The organism is Paenibacillus sp. J31TS4 (assembly GCF_018403265.1).
GTDB lineage: Bacteria > Bacillota > Bacilli > Paenibacillales > NBRC-103111 > J31TS4.
In genome coordinates this window covers 1,929,549-1,945,729 of sequence record NZ_BOSI01000001.1, presented here as the reverse complement: position 1 = coordinate 1,945,729, position 16,181 = coordinate 1,929,549, and the positions used below count along the sequence as shown (strand labels likewise).

The 16,181-nt window shown below is 54.2% G+C and carries 21 protein-coding genes and 2 pseudogenes; 16 read left to right on the top strand and 7 right to left on the bottom strand.

All coding sequences use genetic code 11. The features are described 5' to 3' along the window. The first annotated feature begins 2 nt into the window (after window positions 1-2). The 10 genes from KJS47_RS09110 to KJS47_RS09065 all read left to right on the top strand — a co-directional run bounded on the left by KJS47_RS09110 (window position 3) and on the right by KJS47_RS09065 (window position 4,379). Window positions 3-365 (top strand): hypothetical protein, encoded by a 363-nt coding sequence (locus KJS47_RS09110; protein ID WP_213524577.1) that lies wholly within the window; start codon window positions 3-5, stop codon window positions 363-365. Continuing rightward, entirely contained in the window at window positions 358-579 is a 222-nt protein-coding gene (locus KJS47_RS09105) for a hypothetical protein (RefSeq protein ID WP_213524576.1), read from the top strand. The genes KJS47_RS09110 and KJS47_RS09105 overlap by 8 nt, the downstream gene beginning before the upstream one ends. Before the next feature lie 74 nt (window positions 580-653). Further along, window positions 654-959 (top strand): hypothetical protein, encoded by a 306-nt coding sequence (locus tag KJS47_RS09100; RefSeq protein WP_213524575.1) that lies wholly within the window; start codon window positions 654-656, stop codon window positions 957-959. A 204-nt stretch (window positions 960-1,163) separates the two neighbouring features. Next, a complete protein-coding gene (locus tag KJS47_RS09095; protein ID WP_213524574.1) occupies window positions 1,164-1,733 on the top strand; it encodes a hypothetical protein in 570 nt (189 codons plus the stop codon). 147 nt (window positions 1,734-1,880) lie between these two features. Next, the gene (locus KJS47_RS09090; RefSeq protein ID WP_213524573.1) at window positions 1,881-2,510 is read left to right on the top strand and encodes a hypothetical protein; all 630 of its coding nucleotides are present in this window, start codon (window positions 1,881-1,883) and stop codon (window positions 2,508-2,510) included. Between the two features lie 185 nt (window positions 2,511-2,695). Beyond that, complete coding sequence (locus KJS47_RS09085) at window positions 2,696-3,103, top strand: hypothetical protein (protein ID WP_213524572.1); 408 nt, start codon at window positions 2,696-2,698, stop codon at window positions 3,101-3,103. Between the two features lie 27 nt (window positions 3,104-3,130). Beyond that, window positions 3,131-3,301, top strand: coding sequence for a hypothetical protein (locus KJS47_RS09080; RefSeq protein WP_213524571.1), 171 nt, complete (start codon window positions 3,131-3,133; stop codon window positions 3,299-3,301). A 24-nt stretch (window positions 3,302-3,325) separates the two neighbouring features. After that, window positions 3,326-3,574 carry a hypothetical protein gene (locus KJS47_RS09075; protein ID WP_213524570.1) on the top strand — a complete coding sequence of 83 codons (249 nt, stop codon included), beginning with the start codon at window positions 3,326-3,328 and terminating at the stop codon, window positions 3,572-3,574. A gap of 58 nt (window positions 3,575-3,632) precedes the next feature. Beyond that, window positions 3,633-4,109, top strand: a complete 477-nt coding sequence (locus tag KJS47_RS09070) for an ArpU family phage packaging/lysis transcriptional regulator (RefSeq protein WP_213524569.1) — start codon at window positions 3,633-3,635, stop codon at window positions 4,107-4,109. 57 nt (window positions 4,110-4,166) lie between these two features. Next, window positions 4,167-4,379, top strand: coding sequence for a hypothetical protein (locus KJS47_RS09065; RefSeq protein WP_213524568.1), 213 nt, complete (start codon window positions 4,167-4,169; stop codon window positions 4,377-4,379). Window positions 4,380-4,394: 15 nt separating this feature from the next. Here the strand turns inward: KJS47_RS09065 and KJS47_RS09060 are convergent, their stop codons facing one another. Next, complete coding sequence (locus tag KJS47_RS09060) at window positions 4,395-4,649, bottom strand: hypothetical protein (protein ID WP_213524567.1); 255 nt, start codon at window positions 4,647-4,649, stop codon at window positions 4,395-4,397. A 43-nt stretch (window positions 4,650-4,692) separates the two neighbouring features. Here KJS47_RS09060 and KJS47_RS09055 point away from each other — a divergent pair. The 3 genes and pseudogenes from KJS47_RS09055 to KJS47_RS09045 all read left to right on the top strand — a co-directional run. Continuing rightward, a pseudogene (locus KJS47_RS09055) lies at window positions 4,693-5,730 on the top strand (protein prkA); the annotation flags it as partial. 170 nt (window positions 5,731-5,900) lie between these two features. After that, window positions 5,901-6,470 (top strand): RNA polymerase sigma factor, encoded by a 570-nt coding sequence (locus KJS47_RS09050; protein WP_213524566.1) that lies wholly within the window; start codon window positions 5,901-5,903, stop codon window positions 6,468-6,470. Then, a complete protein-coding gene (locus KJS47_RS09045) occupies window positions 6,445-7,299 on the top strand; it encodes a hypothetical protein (RefSeq protein ID WP_213524565.1) in 855 nt (284 codons plus the stop codon). The genes KJS47_RS09050 and KJS47_RS09045 overlap by 26 nt, the downstream gene beginning before the upstream one ends. A gap of 165 nt (window positions 7,300-7,464) precedes the next feature. Here the strand turns inward: KJS47_RS09045 and KJS47_RS09040 are convergent, their stop codons facing one another. Continuing rightward, window positions 7,465-7,608 (bottom strand): hypothetical protein, encoded by a 144-nt coding sequence (locus KJS47_RS09040; RefSeq protein WP_213524564.1) that lies wholly within the window; start codon window positions 7,606-7,608, stop codon window positions 7,465-7,467. 350 nt (window positions 7,609-7,958) lie between these two features. On the opposite strand from KJS47_RS09040, the gene KJS47_RS09035 reads away from it, so the two are divergent. Then, entirely contained in the window at window positions 7,959-9,167 is a 1,209-nt protein-coding gene (locus KJS47_RS09035; RefSeq protein WP_213524563.1) for an MFS transporter, read from the top strand. Between the two features lie 60 nt (window positions 9,168-9,227). Beyond that, entirely contained in the window at window positions 9,228-11,258 is a 2,031-nt protein-coding gene (locus KJS47_RS09030) for a Na+/H+ antiporter (protein ID WP_213524562.1), read from the top strand. 181 nt (window positions 11,259-11,439) lie between these two features. Here the strand turns inward: KJS47_RS09030 and KJS47_RS09025 are convergent, their stop codons facing one another. Beyond that, on the bottom strand, window positions 11,440-13,092 hold the full coding sequence (locus tag KJS47_RS09025; protein ID WP_213524561.1) for an alkaline phosphatase: 1,653 nt from the start codon (window positions 13,090-13,092) through the stop codon (window positions 11,440-11,442). A gap of 169 nt (window positions 13,093-13,261) precedes the next feature. Then, window positions 13,262-14,239 carry a cation diffusion facilitator family transporter gene (locus tag KJS47_RS09020; RefSeq protein ID WP_213524560.1) on the bottom strand — a complete coding sequence of 326 codons (978 nt, stop codon included), beginning with the start codon at window positions 14,237-14,239 and terminating at the stop codon, window positions 13,262-13,264. Between the two features lie 195 nt (window positions 14,240-14,434). Here KJS47_RS09020 and KJS47_RS09015 point away from each other — a divergent pair, with 195 nt between their 5' ends. Then, window positions 14,435-14,620, top strand: coding sequence for a hypothetical protein (locus KJS47_RS09015; RefSeq protein WP_213524559.1), 186 nt, complete (start codon window positions 14,435-14,437; stop codon window positions 14,618-14,620). 389 nt (window positions 14,621-15,009) lie between these two features. On the opposite strand, the gene KJS47_RS09010 is transcribed toward KJS47_RS09015, so the two are convergent. The 3 genes and pseudogenes from KJS47_RS09010 to KJS47_RS09000 form a co-directional block, all read right to left on the bottom strand. Continuing rightward, the gene (locus KJS47_RS09010; protein ID WP_213524558.1) at window positions 15,010-15,870 is read right to left on the bottom strand and encodes a DUF2268 domain-containing putative Zn-dependent protease; all 861 of its coding nucleotides are present in this window, start codon (window positions 15,868-15,870) and stop codon (window positions 15,010-15,012) included. Window positions 15,871-15,898: 28 nt separating this feature from the next. Beyond that, window positions 15,899-16,060: a TipAS antibiotic-recognition domain-containing protein gene (locus KJS47_RS09005; RefSeq protein WP_213525037.1), complete on the bottom strand. Its 162-nt coding sequence runs from the start codon at window positions 16,058-16,060 to the stop codon at window positions 15,899-15,901. A 31-nt stretch (window positions 16,061-16,091) separates the two neighbouring features. After that, window positions 16,092-16,169, bottom strand: a pseudogene (locus tag KJS47_RS09000) (MerR family DNA-binding transcriptional regulator); the annotation flags it as partial. Window positions 16,170-16,181 lie beyond the last annotated feature (12 nt).

Genomic DNA, 16,181 nt, shown 5'->3' with positions numbered 1-16,181 from the left:
GAATGCCTCTGATTAAATCGGATAACGTGAATCTGGTGCCGGAACCTCTCATGATTCCCATCCAAATTCCGATTCTTGACACATTCCACAACGCTCGCAAGAAGGCGGAGAAGCTGCTTGAAGAACTGGACGAGCTCACGGCTGAGGCATGCGCCGAACTGGTTGACATCGACCATCTGCTCGAAGAATTTTACGATGTTGCCCAGGTGATTGCAGGCTTGCTCCTAGCTCGATTCAAGGAAAAGGTCTCCTTCGAGGATGCAGTACAGCTGACCAGAATCACTATGATGGATGCCAGCGCAAAACACCTAGACAAGATGGAGCACCGAGCCGTTGAACGCGGTTGGATGATCGCTCATGAGTGACGAATGGCGCCGGCAACGAATGCTCGAGATTTACGAGAGCTTGGACTGGAACTTCCACCATCACTTGCGGCAGGCCGACAGCATAGCCCGAACGATGATGAGCGAGATGTCTGTGCTCGGTGTTCCGACCAGTATGTACGTACCATTCATGCAAGAGAAGTTCCTTGAAATCCTACAGAAAATCAACGCGGAAGCAGGAAGGACTCACAACTAGTCAGGCCGATAGAGTTAGCGTCGAAATGCCTAATGAATCATTATCATAATTACTCTCAGAAACGAGGTGGGGGCGTGTACTCCAGCGAGGAAAAGGAAACAACCTGTGTTTTTGACTATGAAGCAGGGGCCTGGACGATCTACTCTTGCGTTCCGACTCATATGACCAAGCTGCTGAAAGTGGCGGGTGAACCGTTCTGGAAGGAAGAGGAGCCCGGTGCCAACGGTGAACCGAGAATGGTGGCCGGAAAGTGGAAGCTTGGTCCGAAGCAAGTCCGTTTCGCTTCTCCACCCAGCGAGCGCGACTATAGCGAAGCAGCCGAACGCATGCGTCAGTTACATGCAAAGAAGAAAGAGAAAGCTGAGGAAGACGAAACATGAAATGCAGATACCCAGGCTGCTATCAGCCATCTACTAAGTCGTGGGCTCTAGTTGAATTGTGCGATGAACACCAAGGCGACATCCGGCGCGAGACGGACAAGTACTATCGGTCGAGCGGAGGTGTAAAGCAAGAGGGCCGCATCAACTATTTGAAAATTGCTGAGCTGATCCCATGGTCACGCAGAGACTGAAAGGAGACGGCATATGAGATTCGTAGGAATCGACCCAAGCACAAAGACTGGGTTCGTGGCGCTGGATGAAGCGGGAAACGTGCTGCGGGAGAAGGAACTGACCGGCGTAGGCAGCGCGGACCCGAGGCGAATGGTCACTATGATCGACGAGATCATGGTACACCTGCAGCCGGAAGACGTTGTCTGCATTGAAGGGTTCGGCTTTGCCTCCCAGCAGGCCGTTCAAAACGGCGGGATCGGTTGGGGCATTCGGATGGCGATGTTCCGGCGAGGTTGGAAGTATACCGAAATTGCCCCCAACACCCTTAAGAGTTTTATAGGGTGCACCGGATGGACCGGGGAGAAAGGCAACAAAACAAGGCTTAAGGGCAAGGCCAAAAAGCAAGAAGTCCTGGACGCTGTCGAGTCACTGTATGGGTATCGACACAGCAGCGACAACGTGACAGACGCCTATGTGTTAGCGCAGATAGCCCGGGCAATGCATAAACGCGGACTCATTCTTCCTAATCAACAAGAGATTGTTGCAAACATCCTAGGCGTAACCAAGACAGTGAAAAAAACAAAGAAGACCAAGGTGTCATGAGAAGCAGCCTGCTCCGCTATCGGATCTCTGAGGGCGGCAGGATGCTGGGAGAGGTGTTCGTTACCTCCTCCGCTTTTATCGAAGAACGCGGCCATGGCGCTGCTCTGAAATGCGAGCGATTCCCAACCAAAAAGGAGAAGATGCCCAATGAATACACCCATCAGCGTACTGTTCAAGTCCATGCAGAAAGACGACAAGAAAGAGATTCTCAAGTTCGAAATCAAGGGTACTGAGGACGGGGAAGCGGAAAACGGCCTGTTCGTCCTCTCCGGCAGCATTGTAATTCTGAGCATGAAGGCCGGCGGCACCGACGTATGCGGCGACCTGACGGCCGAGTTCGTGAGCATGCAGCGCGACAGTAAGAAGACCGTTATGAAGTTCGGCGTGAAAGGCGACAGCGAGGAGAAGGCCCAGCAGCTCTACAGGTTCGCCGGCCGGAACGTGGAACTCAGCGTCAAACCTTCCCAGATGACCATTGAAGAGTTCCGGGAAGAGGAGCATGACGGCATCAACTACACGGTCGAAAAGGACGGCTCCGTGCACGCCGATCCGAATCAGGTGAATCTCGAGCAGGCGCTGGCTGAGAAAGAAGCGGCCGCCGGGCAAGAGGAGACTGCAGCCGGGGAAGAGGCGGGAGAGCCGGCGTCAGAAGATTCACCGGCACCGGAGAGTAAGCCGAGAAGAACCCGCGGGGGCCGGAAGAGGGAAGAACCGGCTACGGCAGATGAGGAAGAGCTGCCTCCGATGCCTGTCAGCGACGACGACCTGCCGTTCTGATGAAGAGGGGCGACAAGCTTATAGCAACTGTGGAGAAGGCCAGAGACGGCCTTCCCACGGTTCTGATGGTGGCCGGAAAGCGGTATGTGCTGGACGTGCAGCGAGGGAAGCGGCCGATTGCGCCGCCGGCGCGGTTGAAATAATAGCCCGGGCCCGTCAGGGACTTGGGATTAGGAGGAAAGCCAATGACATACGGTGACATGATTCAGCGTGAAATCAAAGAAGGTGCCGTCTACGTTTACGGAAAGAACCAGATCCGCAAGGTGGAGGGGATTCGTCACACTTACCTGGGAGTGTCAGTGATCAGCCGGAACAAGACGAAGGCCGGCTGGGGTTACCGGATCACAACGTTATTGCCCACTTTCGTAAAGAACGCCAAACGCGAGATTCCTGATTTTGAGGATGGTCAGGATGTACCTATGGAGCAAAAGTTTGAAGTAGGAGATATGGTCAAGCACACACTCCATCCTGAGTGGGAACCAACAAAAATTAGCAGGATTTCATCAAGTGGAAAATCGGCCGTCGTGAAATTTCCAAGACACTACGGATATTACTTGATCAAGCACCTTCTTAAAGTGAATGTATCTGAATGAATATTGAGGATCATGGGAGGAATGAGGATGCAAGCAGGAGACAAAGTACTGCATAAAAAGAACAAACATTGGGGACCGGGCGAGGTTTTGGGATGTTCAAAATCTGGGCAACGCGTGAAAGTTCGATGGGCAGGATATTTTGCAGGCTGGCATAGTTACTGCAAACCGGAAAGCTTGCTGCTAGACAAGAAAGCCTAAATCGTCTCGAAAGGATGGATTTACTTGATAAAGGAAATCAGCTTTGGAAGAGTGGAGTGGAAATCTGAAAAGAAAGTTCTTGAAACGAGCGGTTACCGTTCAGCGAATTACTGGCAGACGCATGCTCAGATCAGTGCGGATGAGCTGCGCAAGTTCGCAACGACCGGCAAAATCGAGGCGATCCGTGTTTGGATAGATGGCACCACAAAGCTGTATTACCCGAAGAAGTCCGTCGATGCTGCTATGAAACTCGGCCGGCGAGTGCAATCTTAACACCGTAAAAACAGCACAGGGGCGAGCCGATCGCCCTTCTTATTAGGGGGTGAAACCAGTGCAACAGTCATTCGAGCTCCCGGAGCTGGATCGGAAGAAGACGCAGCGGGCTGTAGAGGCGGCGCTGGAGAAGTACCGGATATTTAAGACGATGCCGTTTGAGGAGAAGGAAGCCACGATCACGGCTGGTTATCAAGAACGGTTTCACGGCCCCACCAATGTAACCAGCGACCAGACTGCGGAGATCGCGATATACAACACTTTTATCCCGGCCATGAGAAAAGAGTACTGCGAGAAGGTCGAGCGCTCTGTAAACAAGCTCTACCCGCGAGAGCGCCTGCTGATCACGGAGAGATACATGAAGGATGAGCTCATGACTGATCTGAAAATGTACTCGTTCGTTTTTAATCCTCCGATCAGCAAGGACACCTATGCAAAGATCCGCTGGATGGCTTTCTACAGCCTCGCATTTAACTTTGACTACTACCGGATCGTGAACATTACGGAGCTGGTCAAGACCCGAACTTCCGAGTAACATGCTGCCGGACGAAACGGAATAGACTATAGAACACTGAGCTGGAGGGGAGGCCACATGGAGTGTCCGAAGACTGAGGAAGAAGTGAAGGCGGTCGACATTCGTGACCAAGTAAGTGTGTACTATACGAGCAGGAACGGGACGAAGATCGGACTTATATTTCAAGAAGATCCAGACGCCTGGGCAAGATTGCACAGGACGATGGCAGAGTTTATATTGAAAAAGGAAAAGATCAAACAACAAAAAGCAGCAGCCGCCCAGGAAGAATAGGCGGCTGCTTTTTCATTATATTCCGGCGGGGTAGTAACCCATCGGATCACTGCGCTCAATAACAAAATATGGGGTTCTCGCTGACTCTACGCCATTAACAACTTCTACAATTTCATTCCTAATAAAATCGTAATAAAATATGAGTGTAATTTTGTTTGATTCAATCCTAGTGCCGCCGGGAAACGCCGGACAATCAGTCACTGCGAATTTTGTTGATGTTAGGTCAAATCTTTCTTCAAGGAACCGAAACACCTTTTCCTTTGCTTTCACGGATAAACCTCCTTAGATTATTTGGTGTTGTGAGTATATGAACGACGAGCTGATTATCGCGCATACGAACGAATCGGAATACCGTTCATTCATCTCGAACAAGAAGAACGAGGCGCTGCAGTCGCGGATGATCGTCATGCCGATCCCCTATAACCTCAAAGTAACCGAAGAAGAGAAGATCTACGGCAAGCTCATTCAGCAAAGCGACATGAAGCACGTGCATATCGCCCCCCATTCGCTACGGTCCGCAGCGATCTTCTCCATTCTGACGCGTCTGAAGGAGTCCAAAAAGCAGGGAATGGATCTCGTCAAGAAGATGCGCATGTACGACGGCGAGGCGGTGGAGGGCTACAAGGAGAACGATCTGAAGGAGATGCAGAGCGAGTTCGTCGAGGAAGGGATGTCCGGCGTCGACCCGCGCTATGTCATCAACCGGATCTCGAGCGCGCTCATCCGGCAGGATCTGTCCTGCATCAACGCGCTGGACGTTCTCCGGGCAATCAAGGAAGGGCTCGACCAGCATCCGTCGATCACCAAGGAGGAGAGGGAGCGCTACCTCAACTTCATCTCGGTCGCTCGGAAGGAATACGACGAGCTGGCCAAGAAGGAGATTCAGAAGGCGTTCGTCTACTCGTTCGAGGAATCCGCCAAGACGCTGTTCGAAAATTACCTCGACAACATCGAGGCGTACTGCAACTGGTCCAAGATCAAAGACCCTCTCACCGGCGAGACGGTCGATCCCGACGAGCGGCTCATGCGCTCGATCGAGGAGCAGATCGGCATCTCGGAGAACGCCAAGAAGGCGTTCCGCGAGGAGATTCTCATCCGGATGTCGTCCTATTCCCGCAAGGGCAAGAAGTTCGAGTATCACACTCATGAACGGCTGAGGGAAGCGATCGAGAAGAAGCTCTTCGCCGATCTGAAGGACATCGTCAAGATTACGACGTCGACCAAGACGCCGGATGCCACGCAGCTCAAACGGATCAACGAAGTGACGCGCCGCCTCATCGACCATAACGGTTACTGCCCGGTCTGCGCGAACGAGCTGCTCAAGTATGTAGGAAGCCTGCTTAACCGCTGAGTGCCGGCGCCCGTCCCCTGGACGACAGAGCCGAACACCCCCGACAAAATGCCTGCTTCGGCCAGCCTCTGCTGCCGAAGCAGGCATTTTTGTGTTTATTGTCGAACAAGAATGTCACAAACGAGGAGGACCGGGCGTTATATAGGCAGAACGCAACAAAGGAGGGGCTTATGGAAGCGCACGAACAAGAGGAGTGGCTCCGGCGGGCGCAGCAAGGGGAGCCGGACGCCTTTGGTCCGCTCATTCACGCCTGGCAGCAGAAGCTGTTCGCGTACTGCTATTACCTGCTCGGCAACCGCCAGGACGCGGAGGACGCTGTGCAGGAGGCCTTTATCCGCGCCTACCGGAGTCTGGCCGCGTACAGCCACGACCGGTCGTTCCAGGCGTGGCTGTACCGGATCGCCGGCAATTATTGCCTGGACCTGCTGCGGCGCCGGAAGCGCTGGAGCGCGCTTCTGCCGATGCTAAGACCGGCAGAACAGGAGAGGAGCGCGGAGGAGGCGTATGCGGAGGGGGGAGCCGGTGCGGTGATGGACATGCTCCGCCCGCTCGCGCCGGAAGACAGGCAGCTCGTCATCCTGCATGTGCTGCAGGAGCAGCCGTTCGAGGACATTGCCCTCTGTCTGGACCGCAAGCCGGCGGCACTGCGCAAGCGGTATGAACGGCTGCGGAAGAAGCTGGGGAAGAGAAGAAGCCTGGAGGAGGAGAAGGAGTATGAAGCCCACTCGATCCGAGTTTGAGAAGAGAGCGGCGGAATGGAGAGAGGTCCGGCTGCCGCGCATCGATGTCAGCCGCGCGGTGCTGGAGGCGATTCGTGAGCCTGGAGAGAGCCGGCCGGGCTCAGCAGCCGAAAGGCGGCAGACCCGGCGCTTCTCAAGGAGCAGGAGAATCGGAGTGATGACGGCCGCCCTCTTCTTCCTCGTCGCGTTGACCGTCGGTGCGTCCGTCCTGCCGATCCATTGGGAGGGAGGCGTCTTCACCATCGAGAACGACGGCGGCCGCAACGCCCGCATCGACGCGTGGAAAGAGAAGCTGTTCGGCCCGGAGCCGAGTTACCGGGATCAGATCGAAGATGTGCTGCGCACCGGCAGGAACATGGAGAAGGCCGTTACGCTGGAGGAGGCGGAGCGTACATATCCATTCCCGCTGCTTCGCCCGTCCGCGGCAGAGAATCGGTATCAGCCGGTCCGGACGGCCGGCGCCTGGATGAACGTCGTCCAGCAGGAGAAAGGCCAGCCGGACCGGGTGGTTGGGCATAATCCGGTGCTGCATGACTTCTATGAGCTGGCGGATGGCCGTTGGGCGGTTGTCACCCAGAGCGTGGACGAAGCGGCGACGAGGCATGCGGCAGAGGGCGGCAGCCGGAGCGGCACCTTCGTCGGCAGCTGGGAGCAGGTGGACTGGAGCGGCCGGGCGCTCGCCATGTATATCCAGGACGCGAAGCAGAACCGCCTCGTGCTCGAATACAAGACGGCGAGCGGCCAGATGCTGGACGTCCGCTTGATCGGCACGGCCTCCCGGGAGGAACTGATCGCGCTCGCGGAAGCATATATCGGCAAGCGGAATTGATACAGGACCTATTTGGGGAGAGGGAGGCTCTATCGCAGCAAGCAGCCGTCCCGGGCGAAGCTCCCGGTGCACGGGGTTCGGCGTCATAAGGCGGTGGTGAACCACCAAAAGGAGCGGGCCATGGCGGCCCGCTCCTTTCGGCGGCCGCTTCTAACGGCCGCCGTTCTACTTCTCGCTCGCGGACGGGTCATTGTCCGGGTCGTAGGCGATCAGGATGATGTCCTGCTGCGTATCCGCCCGCATTTCTTCTTCCATCCGCTGAAGCCTGGCGATCTGCTCCCCAGTCAGCTCGGCCGGTCGGTAGTCCACATTGCCACCTCCTCTTTGCCGGCTAGTATCGGCTTTCGGAACGGGGTTCATTCCTAGCTTCTCTGCTCTCGCCGTCTATGCCAATATGCCCGGAGTATCCGGCATAACCCGGGAGCCGAGCTCTTACGGGCGGCGGCCCCGAGGATGGCCCGGTCTATGGCGACAAACGGGAGAAAGGTGGGAATGACGTCAAATTATCATGCCGCTTATGACCTGGGCTATGGAAATTTGGTTGGTTTGGACCGGTTGGAGTATGATAAAGAGAGCATAACCCTGGAATATGGGTATATCTTGGGGAGGGCGCGAGGCCGTCCCCGATTCGGTTCCCCTATAGAAAGAAGGCAGGCATCATGAGCTACATCAAGCAGGGCACCGCCTTGTTCCGCCGGACGAACATCGCTTTGTTCGCCGGCGGCTTCACCACGTTCGCCGTATTGTACAGCACCCAGCCCCTCCTCCCGGTATTCGCGCAAGAGTTCGGCCTGACTCCAGCTGTCGCCAGCCTGTCGCTATCGGTCGTCACCATCGCCCTTGCGGTCAGCATGCTGCTCGCCGGCTCGCTGTCGGAGGCATGGGGCCGCAAGCCGGTCATGCTGGTAGCGCTGTTCGCCGTCTCCCTCATGACGCTGCTGACAGCGGCCAGCCCGACCTATCCCGTCCTGCTGGCGTTCCGCATCCTGCAGGGAATTATTCTGTCGGGGGTGCCGGCTATCGCCATGGCTTACCTCGGGGAGGAGGTTGAGGCAGGGAGTCTCGGTGTTGCGATGGGGCTCTACATAAGCGGCAATTCGGTCGGAGGCATGGCCGGACGTATCGTCACCGGGACGCTCACCGACCTGTGGGGGTGGCGGACCGCCATCGTCGGCATCGGGCTTCTAGGCGTGGCGGCAAGCGTCGTCTTTTGGCTGCTGCTGCCGCCTTCGCGCCATTTCGAGCCCCGGCCGCTGAAGCTGCTGCCGCTCGTGCGTTCCCTCGCTTCCCTGTGCCGGGATGTGCGCCTCTTGTGCCTGTACGGCGTCGGCTTCCTGCTGATGGGCAGCTTCGTGACGCTGTACAACTACATCGGCTTTCAGCTGCTCGCGCCGCCATATTCGCTCAGCCAGACCCTTGTCGGCTGGATCTTCCTCGTCTATATCGTCGGCACCTTCAGCTCGGCGTGGATGGGCAAACAGGCGGACCGGCACGGCCGTCCCCGGGTGCTGGCCATCGCGCTGCTGCTGTTGTTCGCCGGCGCCTGCCTGACGCTGGAGACGGACCTGCTTCTGAAGCTGGCGGGGATCGCCGTCTTCACCTTCGGCTTCTTCGGTGGGCATTCGATCGCGAGCGGCTGGGTCGGCCGGCTCGCCGACCACGACAAGGCCCAGGCGTCTTCCCTCTATCTGTTCTTCTACTACGCCGGCTCGAGCGTCGGAGGCACGGCAGGCGGTTCTCTCTGGTCGGCCTTCGGCTGGCACGGAATCGTCGCCATGATCGCCTGCTTCCTGTTCGCTGCGCTGCTGCTCTCGCTTCGGCTCACCGTCCTGACGCGCCGGGCCGAGACGGCGCCGCGCGAAATCTAGGACAAGCCGACGCTCAGCCTAACATTCTACGCCAGCCATCAAGAGAAAGGAGGCAGCCGGATGGAGCTCTTCCTCACCGTGCTTCTGCTCATTGTGCTGATCGGCATCTCGAACCTGCTGAACCGGTTCGTTCCGTTCGTGCCGATCCCTATCTTCCAGATCGCGCTCGGCGCAGCCGCCGTGCTGCTGCCGTTCGGCATTCATCTTGAGCTGGAGCCGGAGCTGTTTTTCATCCTGTTTATCGCCCCGCTTCTGTTCAATGACGGCAAACGGACGCCGCGCCAGGAGCTGTGGCACCTGCGAACGCCTATCCTGCTGCTTGCGCTCGGTCTCGTGTTCGTAACCGTGCTCGTGGGAGGCTACGCCATCCACTGGCTTATTCCGTCCATCCCGCTGCCGGCCGCGTTCGCGCTGGCGGGCATTCTGTCTCCGACGGACCCGGTCGCCGTAGGTGCGCTGGCGGGGCGGGTTCGGCTGCCCAAGTCGATCTTGCGGCTGCTGGAGGGCGAAGCGCTCATGAACGATGCTTCCGGCCTGGTGGCGTTCCGGTTCGCCATCGCGGCCATGGTCACCGGGGCTTTCTCGCTGGCCGACGTAGCCATCAGCTTCGTCAAGATCTCGCTCGGCGGCCTTGCCTGCGGGGTCATTCTATCGTACTTCCTCATCCGGCTGCGGATCTTCATCCGTCGCCTCGGCATGGAGGACGTCACCATCCATATGCTGATCCAGATTCTGACGCCGTTTCTTATCTTCCTCGTTACCGAGGAGCTCGGCCTGTCCGGGATTCTGGCGGTGGTCGCGGGCGGCATTGTCCATGCCATCCGGGACGACCGCGCGGAATCGTCCATGGCCAAGCTGCAAATTGTCTCGAACAGCACCTGGACGGTTATTCTGTTCCTGCTGAACGGTCTCGTCTTCGTCCTGCTCGGCATGCAGCTGCCGGATGTGGCGGAGGTGATCGTCGAGAATGAGGCGATCAGCACGCTGCTCGCGCTCGGTTATGTGGTCGTGATCTCGGCACTCCTCCTGCTGCTGCGGTTCATCTGGGTGTATGTCTTCTGGAGCGGCTCCTGGGCGCTCGGCAAGGGCGAGACGCAGGAACGGCCGCGGCTCCAGACCGCGAGTGTAACCTCGCTGGCGGGTGTCCGCGGCGCGGTTACGTTGGCGGGCGCCTTCTCCATCCCGTACGCGCTGATGGACGGCAGCCCGTTCCCGGAGCGCGACCTCATCATCTTCCTGTCGGCAGGCGTTATCCTGTTCACCCTCATTCTCGCGAGCGTGGTCCTTCCGCTCTTGTCCAAAGGGAAGTCGTCTGCGGATCAGGATCGGGGCCGAAAGCTGCAGGAGGCCAAGCTCAACATTTTGGCGGCAGGCGCCCAGGCGGTCCGCGACGAGATGACCGACGCCAACCGCGCTGCCGCGCTCGCCGTGCTGTCGGACTTCAACCGGCTCGTGCGAGAGGTCCGCAACGAGGAGCGGGAAGGAACCTTCGGTTTCCGCTCCCGCCGCCGCGAGCTGGAGATCCGCAAGCTCGCTCTCATGGCAGAGAGGAAGAAGACGCATCTGCTGCTTGAGGAAGGCAAGCTTTCCCGCGAGCAGTTCTACGCCATCCGGGAGACGCTCAATTACAAGGAGCGGGCGCTCGCCAACCGGATCCGGCTGCGGCTGACGCTGCCGCTCATCATTTTGCTGCGCCGGGCGGCCCGGCTGTTCTCACGCAGCGGCAAGCTCCGCCGGCTCCCGGCCGAGGAGGCGGTGCGTCTTCGGGATATCCGCATTCAGCTCGCCCAGGCGGCCATCGCGGCGATCGGAGAGAACATCACGGACGACAACCGCAACGAATCGCTTACGGTCATCGCCGACTATAACGAGATGATCGGCCGGCTGCGGATCGGCCCGGACCGGCAGCCGCGCGACGAGCGGTTCCGCAAGCAGAAGCGCGAGCTGCAGTACAAGGCGATCCAGACGGAGCGTGACGAAGTGCAGGCGTTGTTCGAGAACGGGGACATCAGCCGCGAGATCGTGCGGGAGCTCCGCCAGCATATCCTCTACACGGAGACAGCGATGTTCGGTGTGGAAGAGGGAGAATAGCGGCTGAGCCGCGAACGCATAGAGAACGGCATGCAAAAAGACCGGGCGGTCAACCGCCGGGTCTTTTTATTGCGAGCGGGCGATGCGCCCCCGTGTCCTGAGGAGAGATTCGGCCACTTTTGGGAATGGAAGGCCGCCCGCGATTTCCCTAATTTTATTTAGGGAAAGCACCCTATCAAATTTATTTAGATAAGTTTAATGCAGCTTCCGATACATAGAAATCTTTTGTGTTATAAACGGTTATCCCTTCAAGTGTCTTAGTGTAAGTCTTTTTGTTTTGCGTAACATAGGCAACGTTTTTATTAACAGGCAGTTCAATCTTGATATTTTGTTTTTCAGCAATAAATATTGGGTTTTTCTCATCCGTTACATCGATACGAGTCTCATACCCTTTTTTCTCATAGGACTCTCTCGCATTGACAAATAGTTTGTCCGTTGTTTTATTCAGATCAAAACCTAAGAATTCAGCCATCGATTTCGCGATGTCCGTGTTTTCTACCAATCCATATGGTCTGGATGGACCATAAGCGTAAAGGAAGACATCTTCTCCGGTATGACCACCGGTAGTAAAACCAATATTCGCACGATTTGCGAGCATTTTCGTCATATCAGCTTGTAAAGATTTCGATGCTCTTAGAGCTTCGATTTCCGTTGCTGTTAGGTTATCCAAACCATATAATTCCGCTACTTCTTTCATATTAGAGCGATCGGCCTTTAATTGCTTTAAAGCACCTTCGATTGTCATCGAAGCTTTCTTTAAAGGATCAACATAAGCAGAAACCGGTGTTTCGGGGTACTTGGAGTTCGTGTTTACATTGCCCATCGTAATCCCGCTGTTTCCGTGATCACTAACTGCGATAACCATTGTATTTCCATCTTTTTTCGCAAATTCTAAAGCTTCGTTTACCGCATCATCAAAAGCCAATACATCACTAATGATTCCGATTGTATCATTTGCGTGTGCTGCCCAGTCTACTTTACTCCCTTCTACAAATAGGAAGAAACCTTTTTCATTTTTGGAGAGGGTATCGATGGCTTTTTTCGTCATTTCAGCAAGGGATGGTTCATTATTATTCGTTACTTTACGGTCAAAATCATAGGCTAGAGCGGAAGGAGCAAAGGATCCCCAAATTTTATTTGATTTTGTTTTTAAAAGCTCATCACGTGTTTCTACAAATTCATATCCTTTAGAATCAAGTACTTTTGTTAAATCTTCACCGTCAACTCGGGAGTTCTTTGTTGTGCCTGGTAATAGAGATTCTTTTCCTCCGCCGAGAACAACATCGATTTCCTGATAAACCTGTTGCTCGGCAATATCTTGGTAATTGCTGCGATGGGCTGCGTGAGAAGAGAAGCCTGCTGGAGTTGCATGTTGAATTTCAGAAGTAGAAATGATACCTGTCGACTTTCCTAATAGCTTCGCGCCCTCTAATACGTTTGCAACCGGTTTATAAGCATCTTCAGGATTAACGGGGTCGACACCAGGTGTATTCACTATTTTAGGAAGAAGCCCAATAATTTTATCATTACTTTTATGCCCGGTTGCTAAGGCGGTTGCCGCTGGTGCAGAATCGGTAATCGCTGATTCGGCAGAATGCGTACGCACTCCTCCAATAACGATTTCATCCATGGCAAGGTTCTCACCTTTGTACCATCTCGCTAAAGATGTGGCACCTGCACTAGTTCCATCCATCACCATCATAATAACATTGGTAGGTTCATTCTTCTTGCTCTTTGCTTCTGTGATACTATTGTACCCTACAGAACCTAAAGAAAAAGTTACAGCAGCAGCCATCGTTATTGCGACTGCTTTCTTATTCAAAATCCGATTCATAATATACTCCCTCTCTAAGTGAAAGTATTGAACTCAAATGTATAATAGAGGGGAAATGTTAATTCGAGTAGATTTTTAAGTAAAGGTTTTATAAAGAATTTTTTTAAAAACGGTCGTCTGATAGGATGAATCAATTGGATGGACCGGGGCTTTGACGCTCCCGGCGTTCTCAATCCTCCGGGCTGCGTGCGCCGAAACCGCCGCCGTCCGGCTGCGATTGCTGCTGATGAAGCAGAAACTGCCTGCCGTATTCGCCGTGCTGGTGTATGCTTGCGTGCTCGATTTGGACCGTCGAGTGGGTGATGCCGTAGCGGGTTCGGAGCATCTCGTTCATCGCAAGGATGACGCAGAACGGCTGGATGTCCCGGCGGATGAACACATGGGCGGACAGAGAGTAATGGTCCGTCGAGATCGCCCACAAATGCAGCTCGTGGACATCCTGCACGCCTTCAATTTCGCCCATGCGTGCCCGGACCTCGTTCAGGTCGAACTTCCGGGGAACGGATTCCATCAGAATGAGGTAGGATTCACGGATGATGCGGCTGCCTCCCACAAGGAGGATGCCCCCGATCACGATGCTGATGAGCGGATCGAAGACGAGCCAGCCGGTATAGAAGATCAGCACCGCCGAGACGATGACGCCGATGGAGCTGAGCAGGTCGCCGATGAAATGCCACAGCGCGCTCTGCACGTTGAGATTGTCTTCTTCCTTCATGCTTCGGCTGAGGACGAATGTCAGCACGATGTTCACCACAAGACCAATGACCGCGATGATGAGCATCAGCTGGAAATGAATCTCCTCAGGGTGCAGAAAGCGCCGGATTCCTTCTGCGAAGATGCCGACTGCGATCACCGCTAGCGCGAGTCCGTTCAGGAACGAAGCGATAATCTCAAAACGCAAATAGCCGAACGTATAGCGCGCGTCCGGTTCCCGCCTGGCCAGGTAGATCGCGGTCATGCTGAGGCCGAGGGCGAGGACGTCCGAGACCATGTGGGCGGAGTCAGAGATCAGGGCAAGCGAGTTGCTCAAGATGCCTCCGATTAACTCAACGATCGTGAAGAACAGCGTCAACACGAGCGTCACCCATAATGCCCGGCGGGAGGCCGTCTGTTCCTTGCGGTGATTCAGATGATGATAATCGTACATGCTTGCGCGCCTCCTCCTCGATGCCTTTCGTATGCCCCGCCTGCCCAAAAGTATGCAAAGCTCCTGCGGAGCCGCGGGCCGTCCGTCTCCCCCGCCGGGCTTTGGGGGACAGCGAACGGCCTGGTTTCTCCCAGCCGTCCGCCGGGTAATGGTTGGTAACCCCAACCAAACCGGGGAGAGAGGAGGCGGTGGCGCATGACGGCCGCGATTACGGGTATAGGCTTGTTCTGCATCGGCAATTTGCTAATTCTTATGGCGTATTCATTGGAAGAGCGGCATCCTCACGCCGCCGCATACAGCCGCTTTCTCGGCATGGTCGCCGCTATCTTGGCCGCCATGTATCTGCTCGCCCTGCTGTACTTTAGCTTGTTCGGAGATTGACCGCCCTGCTAGGCATGACCGCTTCTCGTCTCCTCCACTAGATCCTGAGGCGGCCGCGCGGAAGAGGGCCGGTCGGATGATGACTCCATATTAGACTGAACTACAATCAATCAGCGGTGGATCAAGACTTGACTGCCGCTGTTGCCATTTAACTAACGTATCCCGTTAGTTAAATAAAAAAGGGATGGCCGTAGCCATCCCATTCCTAAACAAATATTTGATTTACTTTTGTGATTGAATAGCAACTCTTAAACCCAGTCCAATGTAGACTAAGCCGATAACTTTTCCCATCAGAAAATCAAATCATATCGAGGGAGCTCAATAATTTGAACGGGGCTACGGACACAATGTTCTTAAACATCAAATATCAACAATGAGGATTAACACCTTTATTTAAAGTATTTTGATCTCTCCATAATTTCTTCTCCCTCTAAAACCGTAGCCTGCTCAATAGAAACACCGGTATTTTTCAAGAAAGATTGTACTGCATGATATCCTACAGCATATCCAGAATATGGGGGTATGCCTGAAGCTTCAGCTCCCTCGAAGCTTGTCAGCATGTCACCAAAAATATATCTGCGAGCTTGGTTAAAGCCTTTAACATTTAAAGCCTCTCCAATTGTTTTACGAGCTTTTTCCAACGCTTCTCCTTTTAGTTCCTTTACCCAGGGACCAAGATATTCATAACCATATAGACTTTCCGCGAAGCTCTCTGCAAGACCTTCTACTGCTAGGTACTTTGCAACAGTAACCTCCATAAAGTTCCACTTTGCATTGTAAAACAATACATTATGATGAAACTCATGAGCAACAATAGATGGCAGTAATGCTAAACTCTTTTGGTCTGGTGTTATAATAACTTGTATATAGCCTGGAATTCCACCAAAGCCGGTAATACCGCCGTTATTTGCCAAATACTCAGGGTTGCCAAGGTAAATTCCAAGTACAACCTTCTCTGGTACAGCTACCCGTGCAGCAAGAAATCTTTCTGCTGCAGTTTCTAGTGCTTTACGAGCGGTTTCCCAAGCATTGGCAGCTTTAAGCTTGATCAACATTTCCTCCACCTCAGGTTCTCTCCCTATTAGAGGTAAACATCCCATTGCCTCAGGATTCGCAGGCATATTCATGATCTTTATCATCGGTTGAAATGGTTCTACTAACTTATTCTCGTAAAAGTCGCCTCGCTCTTCATTTGGCAATTTATCCATTTCCTTATATAGACTGTAGGTGTCGTGAATGATAATCTCCATAAAAAATTACTCCCTTCTATTTCAAGTTTTATTTCAAATTATCACAGTAGTAATGCATTGCTTCTCTTAGGAACTCAGCGTAGCCTGTTTTGTCTTTATCAATACTTTTCGTAAATCGCTCATCCTGAACATATAGGTCTCCAAGTCCTCTGAATATTTCAACTGTACAATTATAATAATTATCAGTTATATGCTGTCTTAGCTTTGCTACTCCTTCTTGAACCTATCTCATCATAGTGGTGAAGCGTTCGCACACTTACTCCTACTAATTTTGATACTTGCTTTACTTTGTGGCTCATTATCTTTCCACC